This window comes from Prodigiosinella aquatilis (genome assembly GCA_030388725.1).
In the GTDB taxonomy this organism is placed as follows: Bacteria; Pseudomonadota; Gammaproteobacteria; order Enterobacterales; family Enterobacteriaceae; genus Prodigiosinella; species Prodigiosinella aquatilis.
On record CP128858.1, the window covers coordinates 24,650 to 37,366 of the forward strand.

A 12,717-nucleotide genomic window follows, 5' to 3' on the forward strand; every position below is an offset into this window, starting at 1 on the left:
ATACCCTCTCTTTTCTAAAGGGAAATCGTTCCTTTTCAGAACCATTTTTGTCTTCATGGCTTTACCCGTTCTTTATTGTTAAAAGCATTGAAAATCCGGCCGATAACGTGAAAGCACCCGCACCTTACCTGTGCATCATTTATCAGCTTGTGACGATGAGGGGATGGAAATTTGAGAAAACTGACGGCAGCCTGCATGATGGTCAGCTTGCTTATTGCTGCAAGCGTTTATCCAATGGCACAAAACGCGTATGACTCAGCCAACGCAAATAAAAGCTACAAAAAATCCGCGCTTTCCCTGGGGGATGCAACTGGCACCTTTGATGCCAAATTTCTGTCCCACCGGTTGATTAAATTTGATGAAGAAAGCGGTCTGGCAACGGTAGAAAAGGCTAGCAAGGCTTATGGGAATACTGAGGCTTATTTTAATTCCACCAGAAGGGATTGCGCCTCAAACCTGAGTAACGTGCGTTTCCTTGCCTGCGCTAACAAGCTGCTCGGTAAATCCTTTTACTACACGCCTGTTGCAGCCGTCTCTAAAGGGTGGTCTGCCCGCTTTTCAGACTGTGATTTGAATGTCTATCTTCTGATGGATGCTATGCATATAGCAGGGAAAGAGGCCGAAATTGTTTATGCCCCACACCATGCGTTCGTGGCTTACCGTGATGAGCAAACCGGCCAAATCGCGTATTGGGAAACTACAGATAATCACAATTCAGGGAAACTTGCGGATCTACAAGAAAGCTTTTACCTGAAAACACCCAGTCATTTTTATTATCAGCCGCAACCTTTCTCTTATGCCGAAAAGCTTTACCCCGCTTTGGTTATTGATGAAATCAAATCTCTCCAACGTCGTGATGCTCTACGTCAGTTTCTCAACATGAATTTCGCTGATAACCCAATCGTGCAAGATGGCTGGTACGAAAATAAAAAACACATAACCCGTGAAGATGCTCAGACACTGCTTTTTCTGCTGAAAACCGATATTACGTCCGTATCGAAAAGGATCTTATTGGCAAAATACCTGAATACTCATAACCAGCAGGACAAAGCCCAGTTTTTTCTCTCGCAGATAACAGATGATAACTGTAATGATGCCTGCCTGACGCTTAAGAGCCAGTACTCTTTCAAATACAGCTTCGCTCACTGGTCTTTAAAATACATCTCGCTCTCCCTGCCTGATTTCTTTAAAAGTATCAGGCAGTCGTTAAAATTTTACTTACTCATTTTCGTTTGCTCCGTTCTATACACAGTAAACCTAAAAGTAACCCTGCAAATATGTAAAAGAAAGGTTCATTCCCTGCCACTACATCCGGATAGGCGCGTTGAGTGAAAATATAAAACGCGGTTGCCAAACTGGCAGCGCAGTAAATTCCATAACGGCGCAGCCAACCGTTGAGAGTGGGTAGCCCTGAACTGATGACGTGATCTAGGTAAATGCACCACACCGGTAGTAGGGTAAACAACCACCCAGGCAGGCTGAAAAACATCCGGTCTGACAAGTAGCGCCATTCCGCACCCGGTGGAAACGTAGGAACGGTGTCGGCTCGGGTGCAGAAGAAAAACCACCACGTTGTACCGCACCAGATAATGGCGCACAGCAGCACAAGCTTTTCAGCGGGTGTTCTCTTCGTCTTTACCGGCTGTGCGCACGGATCTGTTGTCTTCATCTTTTTTCTTCCTTTGGGATAACCACAACGTCACCGCTTAGCGGATGGCGTTCTCAGGCTTGATGTTCATCTACCGTCGGGGAACGGACATGCGTTACTGCGGGGTGATGGCCTGACTGGAAGGCACCGGCCCCAGTGTATTGGAGGGCAGATTGTCGATATCCGCCTCAATCATCAGCGCGACGCGCTGGCTCAGGGTGCCCATGTCGGTATCCCCCTGATAAAGCGGAAAAGCCGCAATGGTATTGTCCGGACGCGGGGTGGCGACGTTAACCAGAAACGTGGTCGGCGTGGCGATGGGCAAGCCATTGCCAAAAAACGTCATGATTTCACCCGCCAGCGGCTCATTGGCGCCGCGTTTACGGGGAATAAGGGCCACCGGAAAGGACGTATCACCATAGCCGTCAAGCGTATAGGGATAAACCTTAATGCCGACCTCCTCTGCCCACTGCTTTAACTTCGGGTCGAATTTCGCGCTGTACGGACACCCCCGCTGCATAAACACCACGATGGCATAATTGTTCAGGTTCACCTCGCGCCCGTCGGTGAGCGTCATCATGTGCGGCGCACGATTTGAGGGAATACGCGCCTGCGGTAACCCCAGGTCAGGCAGCGCCGGTGACCAGTTCGTTTGTGTCTTGGACCTTTCCAGTGCCGCTATCTGGTCGGCCACGGTTGCCTGCGCGACCAGCGGAGTCATCAGGCAAAAGAAAGGCAACAGAAGGGTAAGTTTCACGATTTTGCCTCCCGGTTCTTCCTGCGCGCCTTACGGTGTGCGAGGACTTCAGACGCGATGAGCACGACCAGCGACAGGATAAGGCAGGTGAAGGTTGAAAAAACCAACACCTGTCGCGTCAGCGTCGCCGAGTAGGCCAGCAACTCACTCAGGCAGTTAGCGAGGATGCCAAGCAGAAATAACACGGCCACGACGGGCAAATTATTCATGTTTTTGCTCCTGTTTCCCGCCCTGAACCGCCATGCTAAAAGCCACAACGGGCTTCCGGCCTTTACGTCCCACCATCAGCCAGCGTGCGGCCAAATAGACACACGCGTAAAGCGTGGTGAGAAGCCCGTAGAGAGTAAGCAGGTTGTGATTAAACCCCGTGATATAGGTTTCACGGCTCACCTGTTCGGGGACACATTGGTAAGGTGACGGCGTGACCGGCTGCGGTAGCGCCCGTTCATTGACTGTCATGCCCGCCGGGAGAGCAGCACATCCCCATACGTTACCCGGCGCGGCCCCCTCCACCAGCCCTTCGGCCTGACGGATGACAAACGCCCTCGGCGAAGGCCAGGCATTAACCACTATAAAGAGAGAGAAAATAAACACCGGCCCGATGACCATGATATCGAGCACGAGCCTGACCGCAGCCCAGCCGGCTGCGGCGCCCGTTTTGAGCGCTGAAAGTTGCATGAGAAATCCTCGGTTCTGAAGAAGGGGTTAAACGGGGGGTTAGTCGGTGAGGTCTGCCGCGTAAGGCACGATACGTTCACCGACACTCAGGAAGGAGCAGAGCAAGATGAAATCGCCCGTCCCCTGCTGTGGGCAATAGTCAAAGTTCAGCATGTCGTCCATGAAGTGCGCCTGTATCGCACTTTCCAGCGCATGACAGTCCAATCCGGGGCGCGTTGAAAATGTCACAACGTCATACTCAATGCCGGTGAACGTTTCACCTTCCCTGATGCTTTCAATATTAAGAATAATGCTTTGCATAATGGGGTCTTACTTTAGAAGTTAGGTTTGAAACCCGTGGCCACGTTCAGGAAGCGCTTCGCCAGGTCATCCTGTGTCATAAAGCCATAAGCCAGCGGACGAAAGTCGCGGGAGGCCGGGTTAACCAGGAATAAAGCGGGGAAATGGCTGATGCCCATCCGGGCACTTTGCCCTGCGTCCTGGCGGCTGTCCGGCACCTGCGGGGAGATTTGGCCGTCCACGCTTACCGGGATTAACGAGATATGCCGCGTGCGGGCAAAGTCAGCCACCACCCCGGCCATCTGCGCATCAATCGGGTCACTGCCACGATAAAAGTAAAACATCCCGTATTGAGCTGACAGTTCGCTGATGGCCTGTGCCTGCTTGGCCTGATCGCTGGCCTGCTGCAGCGGTGCCGTACTGTTGTAGTGCGGGTGTTCGAGGTTGTAGTCCAGATCGGGATGATCCAACTGAGCCACCGCAAATGACTGGCTGAACATTGAGGCATGATCCGTCCAAAACTTCTGCCACCGCAGGAACGTCGCCGTGTTTTCGCTGGTCGGGTAGAGAATGGCGCGAGCCAAGGCCTCTCGCGTGTACCCCTTCAGCAAATTAGCCTGCTCAGTTGGCGATAGTTTGCTAAAATTCGGAACCGCCGGGGGCGGTATTGGTTCACTCCTCGACTCCTCCGGTTTTTTCTTCGGCTCGTTATACCAGTGCCAGCCAGTGAAGGGATCAACTGGTGACACCATAACGTCGGTAGGCGTTTGCCCCTTATCGGCAAACGCCGGGACGGCGCAGGTGATCAGACAAGCCAACAACACTTTTTTCATCACTTTCCTCCGGTCTGAGCGTTAACCTGTGCGGCAATGCGGTCTTTTGCTTGCTTCACCATTGCGGAGGAATCAGGGATTTTCTGGTTGGCCATCAGGTCACTGTAAAAGTCGGAAAAATTGATAAGATCAAAGTTAATGTTCTGCAGTTCCGATATAGTGATGCCACGGCAATTCGGCGAGTCGCCACTGCCAAAGCTTACACCGAGCTGATCACGCCGCCCCTGTTCTTGAATGATACGAGCAAGCTTGCCTCCGAACACGCAGTACACCTGCTTTTTCTGGATGCAAACACCCAGTACCGCATGGGCACAAGCTTGACCAACGCTGACCACGACTTTCTTTGCTTTTGCCTTACCTATAGCCATTTCTTCGCTGTTGCAGTTGGCCAGTCCCACGCTGTTACCCCATCCAGAGTCAACGCAGCAGTTAGAAAAGCCCGCCATCGCCTTACGACAGGACATTGCCTGCCCGGTGAAGGCCTTCACGTTGATCTGATCGTTTTTCACATCCTCACCGGCCGAGGCAAGCCCGGCGAGCTTCGCGACCGCCGTGTCGAAACCACTGTCCCCTGCACCTGTCGTATCATTGCAGTCACCGGTCATGCAAAAATAAGAACCTCCACACAACAGTCCCTCTGAGGTGTAGGTAGTCTGACACTGATAAGTGATGGTTTGATGGGTGCAATATCCACTCGTCGATTCTGAACATGATGTTCCAGTAGCGGTGCAATTGGCATTACTTATATAAGTCCCACAAGTACCCAAAGAGTCGGAAGGGACGTAATATTCATCAGTATATTGCCAACAGTCACTACTAACAGTTTGGCCATCAATTACTTTGGTACCACCCTCCGATGAACAAACTGTGTTTATTAAATTCCCTGTACTTTTATCAAAGTTGCATGATTCGGTAAAAGTTACTTGCGGAATCCATACTCTTTTTTCTGTTTTGACAACCAACGTAACTCTGATTTGATATATTCCACTTTTGAATGCATTCGCTCTTGTATCAGCATCTTGTTTTGCGAAATTACACCAAAAACCTGAACATCCATTTGTACTTGAAAAATGGAAAGTCAGCGCCTGACCGCTGACCAATGTGTATCCCACAGAACGATCAAGGCTATGGTCAAACTCATTAACCCAATTACCTAATGCTGTATTGAAGCCACCATCAGCATATGTAAAAGAAGAATTTAAAAAGGTTGTACTAAAAGATCCGGCTCCAGATTTTCCTGTGCGCGTTATATGCATATTCCCGCTGACAACCACGCCATTAACAGTAGGCGTAAACCCATAATAAATACCTAGGTTACCGTCATAGCGAAAGAAAAAATCCGAGTTTGTTAAAGTGATAGTTTGCTCTGTTGATTCAACAGACCAGTGCCCTGAAGCTGCTCCTGTTCTTGCACAGGTCTCAACAGTGCCAACATCCTTGTCACAGGAGTAATTTTCAAATGCCGTCTTAGAAACAACTGATGAAGTACATTGCGAATTAGTACCATTAGCAATGGTAGATGAATTCAATTCTGCATTTTTACCATTAGTTATGAAGGTAGCGGTCGAATCGATGGTTACCGCCGGGTTTGATGTTGACGAACTTATTACTGTCTGCGCAGTATCATTACTTTGCACCGCACTTGTGCCTGCATCTGCTAATCCGTTATCTCCGCCACTTACCCCACCATAATAACTACTTTGCGATGGATTGGCTGTATATCCTGAGATGGTTCCAGATATTACTCCGGTATCGTTCAGCGCATTAATTCCAAGCCCGGATGATTGTTTAGCCTCCGTCGTCCCCTGATTGAAAGCGTCATCCATGTTGTCCGATCGCGCCCCAAAACTTACAATGAAGCAGGCAACCAGTAATCCAACTCTCGCTTTCATAATTTGCCCCTCAAAATATCGCGGGCCGTTGCCGCACAATCTCCCTTATCAGCAATTTTTTCTAGAGCCTGGTACAAAGATAGGCTGCCGCGAATAACATCAAAATGACCAGGACAGGTTACAACGAGCGCCGGGACTGCCTTAATGCCATATTGCTGGTACAGCGTCGGGTCGATCTGGACCCCCACCTGCTTGTCCTTCTTTGACAGATCGAACATCACCGAGGCAGTTTTTCGAAAATCATTGTCCAGCAGACCGCGAAGAGTGGCAGGAATGCCGAAGCGCCGTGCGTCCTGTAGCATCGGCAGCACGCCTTCTTCGGGAATGCCGAGGCTTACAAAATACACAGCCCGTGGCGTGGTGCGTTCCACACTGTTCAGATCCGCCTGCGACGCAGCAATTTCATTTTGAAACTGTGACACCCTGCCCTGCTGAACATCTGGTAGGATGATGTTCGAACCCCTCAGTTGTGCTTGAAACTGTTCTAGTTCCCGTTGCTGTTGCTTCATGTACATCATGTCGTTAGCCGACACGATGGGTTGCTCCGCTGCCTGCGCAAATCGGACATAGAGCAGCGTGACACAGAGGCTCAGTGCCGTAATCAGAAGTTTGTTCATAATGGTCCTTACAAATAAACACAGTTGCGTTTTCGCCACATGAGGTAGCCGAAATTCTTTTTGGAGGCCGGGGAGTTATGTGTTGAGCCCCATAGTTGCGTGGAGGTACCAAACGGATGGCAATCACTAGGTTCCGGATACATATTGACCATCTGATAGCGCCATCGTGATTTCGGGATAATTGGAGACGGATACTCGTAACATACCGCCACGTCCGCCCCGACCGTCTCCATCAGCAAGCCCTCCCTGTGCAGTTTGAACGCCATCCGTTCACTGACCAGCACCGAGGCCTCCAGCGGCGAGAACTCGTTACTGGTATAACCGGTGAAGGGATACATCGAACCCTGAGCACCCGCACACCAAAAAAGTGGGTCTAACGGCATGCCCGCAGTCGAGGCAATGGAGTCTGCTGCGCAGGCACCCTGAGCCAGCAGGTTGGAAAACAGGCTCACCTCTGGATTAAGGATCATAGCCAGTGTGCTATCGTTCCAAAGTGGGTCCACCTCAGAGAGATAGGCAATATCCATGTCCCCCGTCTGCATGCAGCCCATTGTGGTAAGAATGTTCAGCCAGTAAATCAGTGGATACTTGTACCAGTGCACATGGTAAAATGCCCCTGGCGACGGTTTATCACTCTGCCCACCCGTCCCTGTCCCGGTACGCCCGAGGTTGATTTTGAAACCGCCCATGTTAACCATAACACCCGGCTCACGCGTCACATCGGTGAGTGCCATAGGCTCCCAGAAACCAATGGCTAGTCCCAAGCGATAAAATATACCGTAGGGACAAAGCTGGATCGGCGAAGCAGGATTAGGTGTGTCGGGATGCGAACCGGATGCCAGTTGAATACTGCCGAGCGTCATGGGAAACAGGCATTTCCAACAGACGTCGCTAATGGGGTTTACCCAGCGACCGTCACCGGCGTTAGCGCTTGCGCCGTGCGCCAGTGTACACAACATACCTCCCCATATTAAGGTGAGACAGAGAATGAGTCTACGCATTCGTCCTCCGACTGCTGTATGAGTGGCACGATCTTCCAGCCTAGTTTTGAGCAACTGTCAATGAACCGAGCTAGAAATTTCTGCGAATGACCACTCTGCATGTGGAGAGCTATATCCTCATCAATGTCATAGTCCAACGTGGTGAGATAATCCAGCCGCGTTCTTTCCACCTCAAGGGCAATCCTATTAAACGTATCGCCCGGCAGCAGGGACTCAAGACCCTCTGCGCTGGATAACGTATAGCCCTCTCGTTGGAGACTCCTGAGAAAACCAAACAAGATGGCATCAAAATAGGCTTCGTTCATCATGAGATGAAGGGCTTTCCCGGTGATGACTGCCTGGTATCTGTGCAGCGTTGAACGGGTCTCATCGTCCGCCAGCGCGTCATACAATGGTTCGTCACGTTGAGTTTCCGATTTATCACCAAACCTGAAGTAGATTTTGATGACTACTGCGAGGAGAATAAAAATGAAGACTTCCAGTAAAAATACCTTTTGGTAAGTGGTCAGTGATACGAAAAGATCAAGAATGCTCATACTTATTCAACCTTCAGCTACATGATGTGGCGGTGTGGGACGCGGCTGTTCAGGCAAGATTTCTGGGGGGACGGGGGGTGAGACTGTTTTTTTCAGCCCCCTGCGTTTAGAGTAATAAAGTAAGTAAATGAGCAGAAACACATCCAAAAAAAGAACAAACTGTGCCTGATGGCTATGAATATCGATGTTCGCCAGGCTGTCCATCACTCGCTCCTTTCTTTAGAAAGAGGCCCATGACGCTGGAGCACCGTGCGAATATCGTGGTCACTCAGTGACGCCAGGATGAGCGAGCTGCGAAGCTCGGCGCTCAGGGCCAGCAGCGTCTGCAGAGCCGCGCGGATAACCACCGATTCGGTGTAAAGTGGGTGTTCTTCGGTCATGGCCCGCAGGCCGTTTTTATCGGTGTCGCCCAGCCGCACGGTGGTGGCAAAGCGTTTGATGTTATCCGCGTCGTGATTGTCTTTAACGCAGTGATTCATTTCAGTGCCACCTCCTCGACCTTGAGCGTCCTGTCGTCGCGGCTGATACGTACCGGCGTATGCTCGAAGCCAAATTTTGTTGTCAGGGTGCCGTACTGGTCGAAGTACACCGGTTCATCCAGCGCATTGCTGCTGTCCCGGATATTGCCGTTCACCAGAATGACTTTGAAATTAACCTGCCCGGCCAGCTGCTGTTTCACCCACTTCATCTGCGCAGGGTTGTCGCCGTCAATGAAGTACAGGGTTTCGCTAAACGGCACTTTATCCAGCGGATTGACCTGGTCACCGGCACGGGCGATGACGTTACCGCGCATATCGCGGATAGTTTCACGCACGGTAAACGTCGGGTCATAGTGCAGCGTGCGGTCGGCTTTCGCCGAGGTCAGGCCCGCCACCGGATCGGGGCGAACGGCGTGGGCTTTCACCCTGGCTTCGGCTTCGCGCTGGATCCTGTCCATCTCACCGCTGTCTTTCATGCCATGCAGGCGCTGACCGATAAAATCCAGCAGGTCAGGCTCGGCTATCGGAAACAAATGACCAATAGTGCCGAGATCTTTTGCCCCTGCTGACAGGCTGAATAAGCCTGCCAGCAGGCAGATAACCCACCGTGATGTCATGGTGCCTCCTGCATGCGGTGGGCAATGTCCGCCTGGATCTGAGGCGTGATGTCCAGTACGGGCGTCACCACCGCCGGCGGCACCAGGATCAGGTCACCGTGCGCCTGCTGCCAGTCATTCAGGCTGGCTTTAAGCGCCTGATCAAACCGGGTGGTCAACACCCGTGCGCTGTTCTCATCCAGCTGCTTTTTAGCCGACTGCTGCATAAACAGATCGATAGTGCCCTTCATGTCAAAGACCACCGTCCGGCACTGAAATTGTTGAGCGACCAGTGCACTGATACCGGCACACACCGTGACCAGCAGCAGTGTCAGCAACAGTGCCACCGCCCCAGCCCGCACGAATTTCTTGTTGAAAAAACCGGCCTTACTGGCCGGTGTGATGCTGATGCCCTGCCTGACGTTTTGCGCATCGATATCGGTTTCATTCACGGTTGATTTCCTCGGTTTCTTTCACACTCAACCCTGCCCAAATTTCCAGCTCGCGGATCTCGTCCTGATACATGTCGGGTTCACAGGCCAGCAGGAAGGCCGCCTCTTCACTGGTGGCCCCCGCATCCTGCGCCTCGCTCATGTACTGGAAATCCTGCCCGCGCGTACTGAACATCGCCCGCGTGACCGGATCGACGAAAACGCGATGGAAGGAACTGTTTTCCCCGGTCGAAATCATCACCGAACTGAAGCCCGTTTCTTTCGCCGGCTGGAAGCCGCGAATGACCTGGGTTTCCATTTCGGTAAACTGGTCAGGGTTGGCATTGATATAGGTTTTAAAGGCTTTGGCATCCTGCAACAGCGTCACTTTTGTCCCGCTACAATCCCAGGCGGCCGCCGCCGCCGCCGGTGCGGCCTGGTCTTTGGTGCCGGTGAAGTCCTTAATCCCCTGTGTGATGGTGATGAAGGCCCCACGGTGACGGCGCACCGTCCGGTAGCCGGTTTCGATAAACCGTGCGGCATGCGGGTTAGAGCCGCTGAACAGACGCCAGGCTTCGTCGATAATGGCCACTTTTTTCAGGTCACGCGGCGAGTGGTACATTTTTTCCTGTATGGCCAGAATGAGCGAATACAGGATGGCGGACAGCAGGTGTGGCTGGTTCTCCAGGCTCAGCAACTCCAGCACGGCAAAGCGTGTTTCGCCATCGAGCGTAGGATTATCGGAGTTGAAGTACTCCCCGTTCGCCCCCCAGGTACACCAGCGGTCGAGCAGCAGAACCAGCTCGTTAATACGGTCACGGATGGTCGGCTGGGAGTCGTAAGTGGTGGTGACTTCTTGCGAAATCATGTACGCCACCACGTCATCGATACGGGCTTTGTTGGCTTTCGCTTCCCAGGCCGCGACCACGCCTTTGAGCAGAATGGTTTCGCTGACCTTATCCAACTGCTCATTAGGGCTGGCCAGTACGGTCAGCAGGCCAGTGATGCCTTCTGCCGACTCTTTAATGTCCACCACGTTCGCAAAGGGGTTAAAGCGCAGGGTGGCACCGTCCAGGTATTTCCCGCCGGCTTGTTTACAGAAGTTTTTGTAGCTCGCCCCCATGTCGATAACCCAGGCGAAACCGTGGGAGTTCAGCACCTGCCGCAGGATTTCCTGAATAAAGAAGCTTTTGCCCGCGCCGGTGGTCCCCGTCACCGCAATGTTGTAGTTAGTGCTGCCGCTGGTTTCGCTGAACATATCGAAAAATGCCAGCTGGTTACGGTAGGTCGGCAACGGACTACCTATCGGTGACATTTGCCGCTCAGCCACCACCGGCATCAGGTTGACGGCGTTAAAGCTTTTACAGCGCAGCGTCGACCCCATCACCACCATGTCTTCCCACAGCCCTTCCTGCATCATGAAGGGAAAGGAGCTGATCCAGTTTCGCAACTGCTGAAAGCGCGGGGCGGAGATTTCCAGGTCATTTTTGCGAAAGACATTGATGGCCGCCAGTTCACACGACTGTTGTTCGCTGGCGTCATCCGGCGTGAACAGGGTCAGGTTCAGCGAGAAATTGCACATGGCAATTTCGTTACTGGCCAGCCCCTGCCGCAGGTCTCGCCATTCCTCATACGCCCGCTGGGTGCCGGGGAACAGCTTGGCGTAGGACGTGCCGGCTTTCTTACCCAGGTCCTGCTCTTTACGAAACGCGTCGTTCTGGCTTTTTACCTGATCTTCCACGGAGACCGTCCAACTGAGGATGAACGGACAGGGAATACCCAGATCGGGAAAACGCATGTTCTGCAGATTGTCTGACGCCTGCCAGAGCGCAAACCTCGCCGGGGCTTTAGTCAGTTGCATATTCACAATACGGGTGCTGGCGACGGCGGTATCGCGGCTGTCTCCGAGGATTCGGTCCTCCGGCTGACGCGCGGTGGTCAACCGCAGATAGCCCGGACGCACTTCCATTTCGGTACTGTGATCGACGCACTGGCGGTGCAGTTCCTGGTCGGTGTTCCAGTGATCGGGACTGCGGGTCACCTGTCCCGGCCGGTAGTTAAGCTGTTCCCGCATGATCGACAGGAACTCCGGGGCACCGACGCGGCGGGTTTCCATATGGGCCGCCATCAGTGAGACGCGCAGCGTCTCCCGCAGTTGCACAACGGCGTCCATCGCCCGGATACCGCCTCGCCCTGAGCGGGCATACACCAGAAACACGCGGTAGTTACGCAGATAAAGCGGGTATTCCCGGTCATTACTGAGTCCCTTCAGGGCCGCCCGCTCCCAGTAGGCTTTGGTGATGGCGTTAAGCGGTTTCGCCATGCTGCCTTTCCACATGTCCTTACTGAGACCATTGTCGAGCATCTCACCCACACACTTACTGGCCACCATCAGCACGGTCACCGGCGTTTTGCGGGGCATTTTTTTGCGCAACAGGTCATCGAGCGCCTGCACAACTTGCTGATTGGCCCCGGCCAGCGGGGCCACTTCCATGATGAAGCCGATGGATCGACTGTTGATAAACAGTTCAGTTTTTTCATCATACATTCGGTAGGGTAACAGGCTGGTGATGGACGGATAGCTCAGGCTTTGCTGCAACATGTCGGCCGCCGTCTTTGCCCCGCCTTCATCCTTACTGCCGGCAAAAATGTTAGCCAGTTGGTCTAACCAGGAATCGCTCATGACACCCTGCCTTTTTTAATGTGTTGCAGAGAATAAAAACGATACGGGACCGCGTTGCAGATTATTCCCCAGGCTTTGTCAGCAAGCGTAATGCCGTCCAAAAAGGAAGATATACTGCAGGTTTTACCGCTTCCCGTTAATCCGATACCGATAATGTTCCCTGATGTCAGGACGTCTCTGGGTGGTGAAAACACGGCCAATCCTGGCGGTTGATAATGCAGGCAGCGCAGGGATGACGCTGGCACGGGCTGCTCGTCAATAAATGCGGAGGTTAATTTCCGTTTCAT

16 protein-coding genes are annotated in these 12,717 nt (G+C 52.5%); 1 reads left to right on the top strand and 15 read right to left on the bottom strand.

The features are described 5' to 3' along the window. The first annotated feature begins 171 nt into the window (after positions 1 to 171). Entirely contained in the window at positions 172 to 1,332 is a 1,161-nt protein-coding gene (locus PCO85_22985) for a hypothetical protein (GenBank protein ID WJV56248.1), read from the top strand. 431 nt (positions 1,333 to 1,763) lie between these two features. Here the strand turns inward: PCO85_22985 and trbB are convergent, their stop codons facing one another. The 15 genes from trbB to PCO85_23060 all read right to left on the bottom strand — a co-directional run bounded on the left by trbB (position 1,764) and on the right by PCO85_23060 (position 12,717). After that, the gene (gene trbB / locus PCO85_22990; GenBank protein ID WJV56249.1) at positions 1,764 to 2,405 is read right to left on the bottom strand and encodes an F-type conjugal transfer protein TrbB; all 642 of its coding nucleotides are present in this window, start codon (positions 2,403 to 2,405) and stop codon (positions 1,764 to 1,766) included. Further along, entirely contained in the window at positions 2,402 to 2,614 is a 213-nt protein-coding gene (locus PCO85_22995; GenBank protein ID WJV56250.1) for a hypothetical protein, read from the bottom strand. Before PCO85_22995 ends, trbB begins: the two co-directional genes overlap by 4 nt. Continuing rightward, entirely contained in the window at positions 2,607 to 3,026 is a 420-nt protein-coding gene (locus tag PCO85_23000) for a hypothetical protein (protein ID WJV56251.1), read from the bottom strand. The genes PCO85_22995 and PCO85_23000 overlap by 8 nt, the downstream gene beginning before the upstream one ends. Before the next feature lie 96 nt (positions 3,027 to 3,122). After that, positions 3,123 to 3,383, bottom strand: a complete 261-nt coding sequence (locus PCO85_23005) for a hypothetical protein (GenBank protein ID WJV56252.1) — start codon at positions 3,381 to 3,383, stop codon at positions 3,123 to 3,125. A gap of 14 nt (positions 3,384 to 3,397) precedes the next feature. After that, a complete protein-coding gene (gene traF / locus PCO85_23010; protein WJV56253.1) occupies positions 3,398 to 4,195 on the bottom strand; it encodes a type-F conjugative transfer system pilin assembly protein TraF in 798 nt (265 codons plus the stop codon). Further along, positions 4,195 to 6,087 carry a type-F conjugative transfer system mating-pair stabilization protein TraN gene (traN, locus tag PCO85_23015; GenBank protein ID WJV56254.1) on the bottom strand — a complete coding sequence of 631 codons (1,893 nt, stop codon included), beginning with the start codon at positions 6,085 to 6,087 and terminating at the stop codon, positions 4,195 to 4,197. The genes traF and traN overlap by 1 nt, the downstream gene beginning before the upstream one ends. Next, complete coding sequence (gene trbC / locus PCO85_23020) at positions 6,084 to 6,704, bottom strand: type-F conjugative transfer system pilin assembly protein TrbC (GenBank protein ID WJV56190.1); 621 nt, start codon at positions 6,702 to 6,704, stop codon at positions 6,084 to 6,086. Before trbC ends, traN begins: the two co-directional genes overlap by 4 nt. An 8-nt stretch (positions 6,705 to 6,712) precedes the next feature. Beyond that, the gene (traU, locus tag PCO85_23025) at positions 6,713 to 7,663 is read right to left on the bottom strand and encodes a conjugal transfer pilus assembly protein TraU (protein WJV56191.1); all 951 of its coding nucleotides are present in this window, start codon (positions 7,661 to 7,663) and stop codon (positions 6,713 to 6,715) included. 11 nt (positions 7,664 to 7,674) lie between these two features. Next, positions 7,675 to 8,241 carry a hypothetical protein gene (locus PCO85_23030; GenBank protein ID WJV56192.1) on the bottom strand — a complete coding sequence of 189 codons (567 nt, stop codon included), beginning with the start codon at positions 8,239 to 8,241 and terminating at the stop codon, positions 7,675 to 7,677. A 6-nt stretch (positions 8,242 to 8,247) separates the two neighbouring features. After that, positions 8,248 to 8,445, bottom strand: coding sequence for a hypothetical protein (locus PCO85_23035; GenBank protein ID WJV56193.1), 198 nt, complete (start codon positions 8,443 to 8,445; stop codon positions 8,248 to 8,250). Beyond that, a complete protein-coding gene (locus PCO85_23040) occupies positions 8,445 to 8,720 on the bottom strand; it encodes a hypothetical protein (GenBank protein ID WJV56194.1) in 276 nt (91 codons plus the stop codon). Before PCO85_23040 ends, PCO85_23035 begins: the two co-directional genes overlap by 1 nt. Then, complete coding sequence (traW, locus tag PCO85_23045) at positions 8,717 to 9,337, bottom strand: type-F conjugative transfer system protein TraW (protein WJV56195.1); 621 nt, start codon at positions 9,335 to 9,337, stop codon at positions 8,717 to 8,719. Before traW ends, PCO85_23040 begins: the two co-directional genes overlap by 4 nt. Next, positions 9,334 to 9,768, bottom strand: coding sequence for a type-F conjugative transfer system protein TrbI (trbI, locus tag PCO85_23050; GenBank protein ID WJV56196.1), 435 nt, complete (start codon positions 9,766 to 9,768; stop codon positions 9,334 to 9,336). Before trbI ends, traW begins: the two co-directional genes overlap by 4 nt. Further along, on the bottom strand, positions 9,761 to 12,430 hold the full coding sequence (gene traC, locus PCO85_23055; protein ID WJV56197.1) for a type IV secretion system protein TraC: 2,670 nt from the start codon (positions 12,428 to 12,430) through the stop codon (positions 9,761 to 9,763). Before traC ends, trbI begins: the two co-directional genes overlap by 8 nt. Then, a complete protein-coding gene (locus PCO85_23060; protein ID WJV56198.1) occupies positions 12,427 to 12,717 on the bottom strand; it encodes a hypothetical protein in 291 nt (96 codons plus the stop codon). The genes traC and PCO85_23060 overlap by 4 nt, the downstream gene beginning before the upstream one ends.

What these genes read in the sequence shown, in the direction of transcription:
- PCO85_22995 (WJV56250.1), bottom strand. Translation starts at nt 2,614, where the DNA reads ATGAATAATTTGCCCGTCGTGGCCGTGTTATTTCTGCTTGGCATCCTC.
- PCO85_23005 (WJV56252.1), bottom strand. Translation starts at nt 3,383, where the DNA reads ATGCAAAGCATTATTCTTAATATTGAAAGCATCAGGGAAGGTGAAACG.
- traF (WJV56253.1), bottom strand. Translation starts at nt 4,195, where the DNA reads ATGAAAAAAGTGTTGTTGGCTTGTCTGATCACCTGCGCCGTCCCGGCG.
- traN (WJV56254.1), bottom strand. Translation starts at nt 6,087, where the DNA reads ATGAAAGCGAGAGTTGGATTACTGGTTGCCTGCTTCATTGTAAGTTTT.
- trbC (WJV56190.1), bottom strand. Translation starts at nt 6,704, where the DNA reads ATGAACAAACTTCTGATTACGGCACTGAGCCTCTGTGTCACGCTGCTC.
- traU (WJV56191.1), bottom strand. Translation starts at nt 7,663, where the DNA reads ATGTTGTGTACACTGGCGCACGGCGCAAGCGCTAACGCCGGTGACGGT.
- PCO85_23030 (WJV56192.1), bottom strand. Translation starts at nt 8,241, where the DNA reads ATGAGCATTCTTGATCTTTTCGTATCACTGACCACTTACCAAAAGGTA.
- PCO85_23035 (WJV56193.1), bottom strand. Translation starts at nt 8,445, where the DNA reads ATGGACAGCCTGGCGAACATCGATATTCATAGCCATCAGGCACAGTTT.
- PCO85_23040 (WJV56194.1), bottom strand. Translation starts at nt 8,720, where the DNA reads ATGAATCACTGCGTTAAAGACAATCACGACGCGGATAACATCAAACGC.
- traW (WJV56195.1), bottom strand. Translation starts at nt 9,337, where the DNA reads ATGACATCACGGTGGGTTATCTGCCTGCTGGCAGGCTTATTCAGCCTG.
- traC (WJV56197.1), bottom strand. Translation starts at nt 12,430, where the DNA reads ATGAGCGATTCCTGGTTAGACCAACTGGCTAACATTTTTGCCGGCAGT.
- PCO85_23060 (WJV56198.1), bottom strand. Translation starts at nt 12,717, where the DNA reads ATGAAACGGAAATTAACCTCCGCATTTATTGACGAGCAGCCCGTGCCA.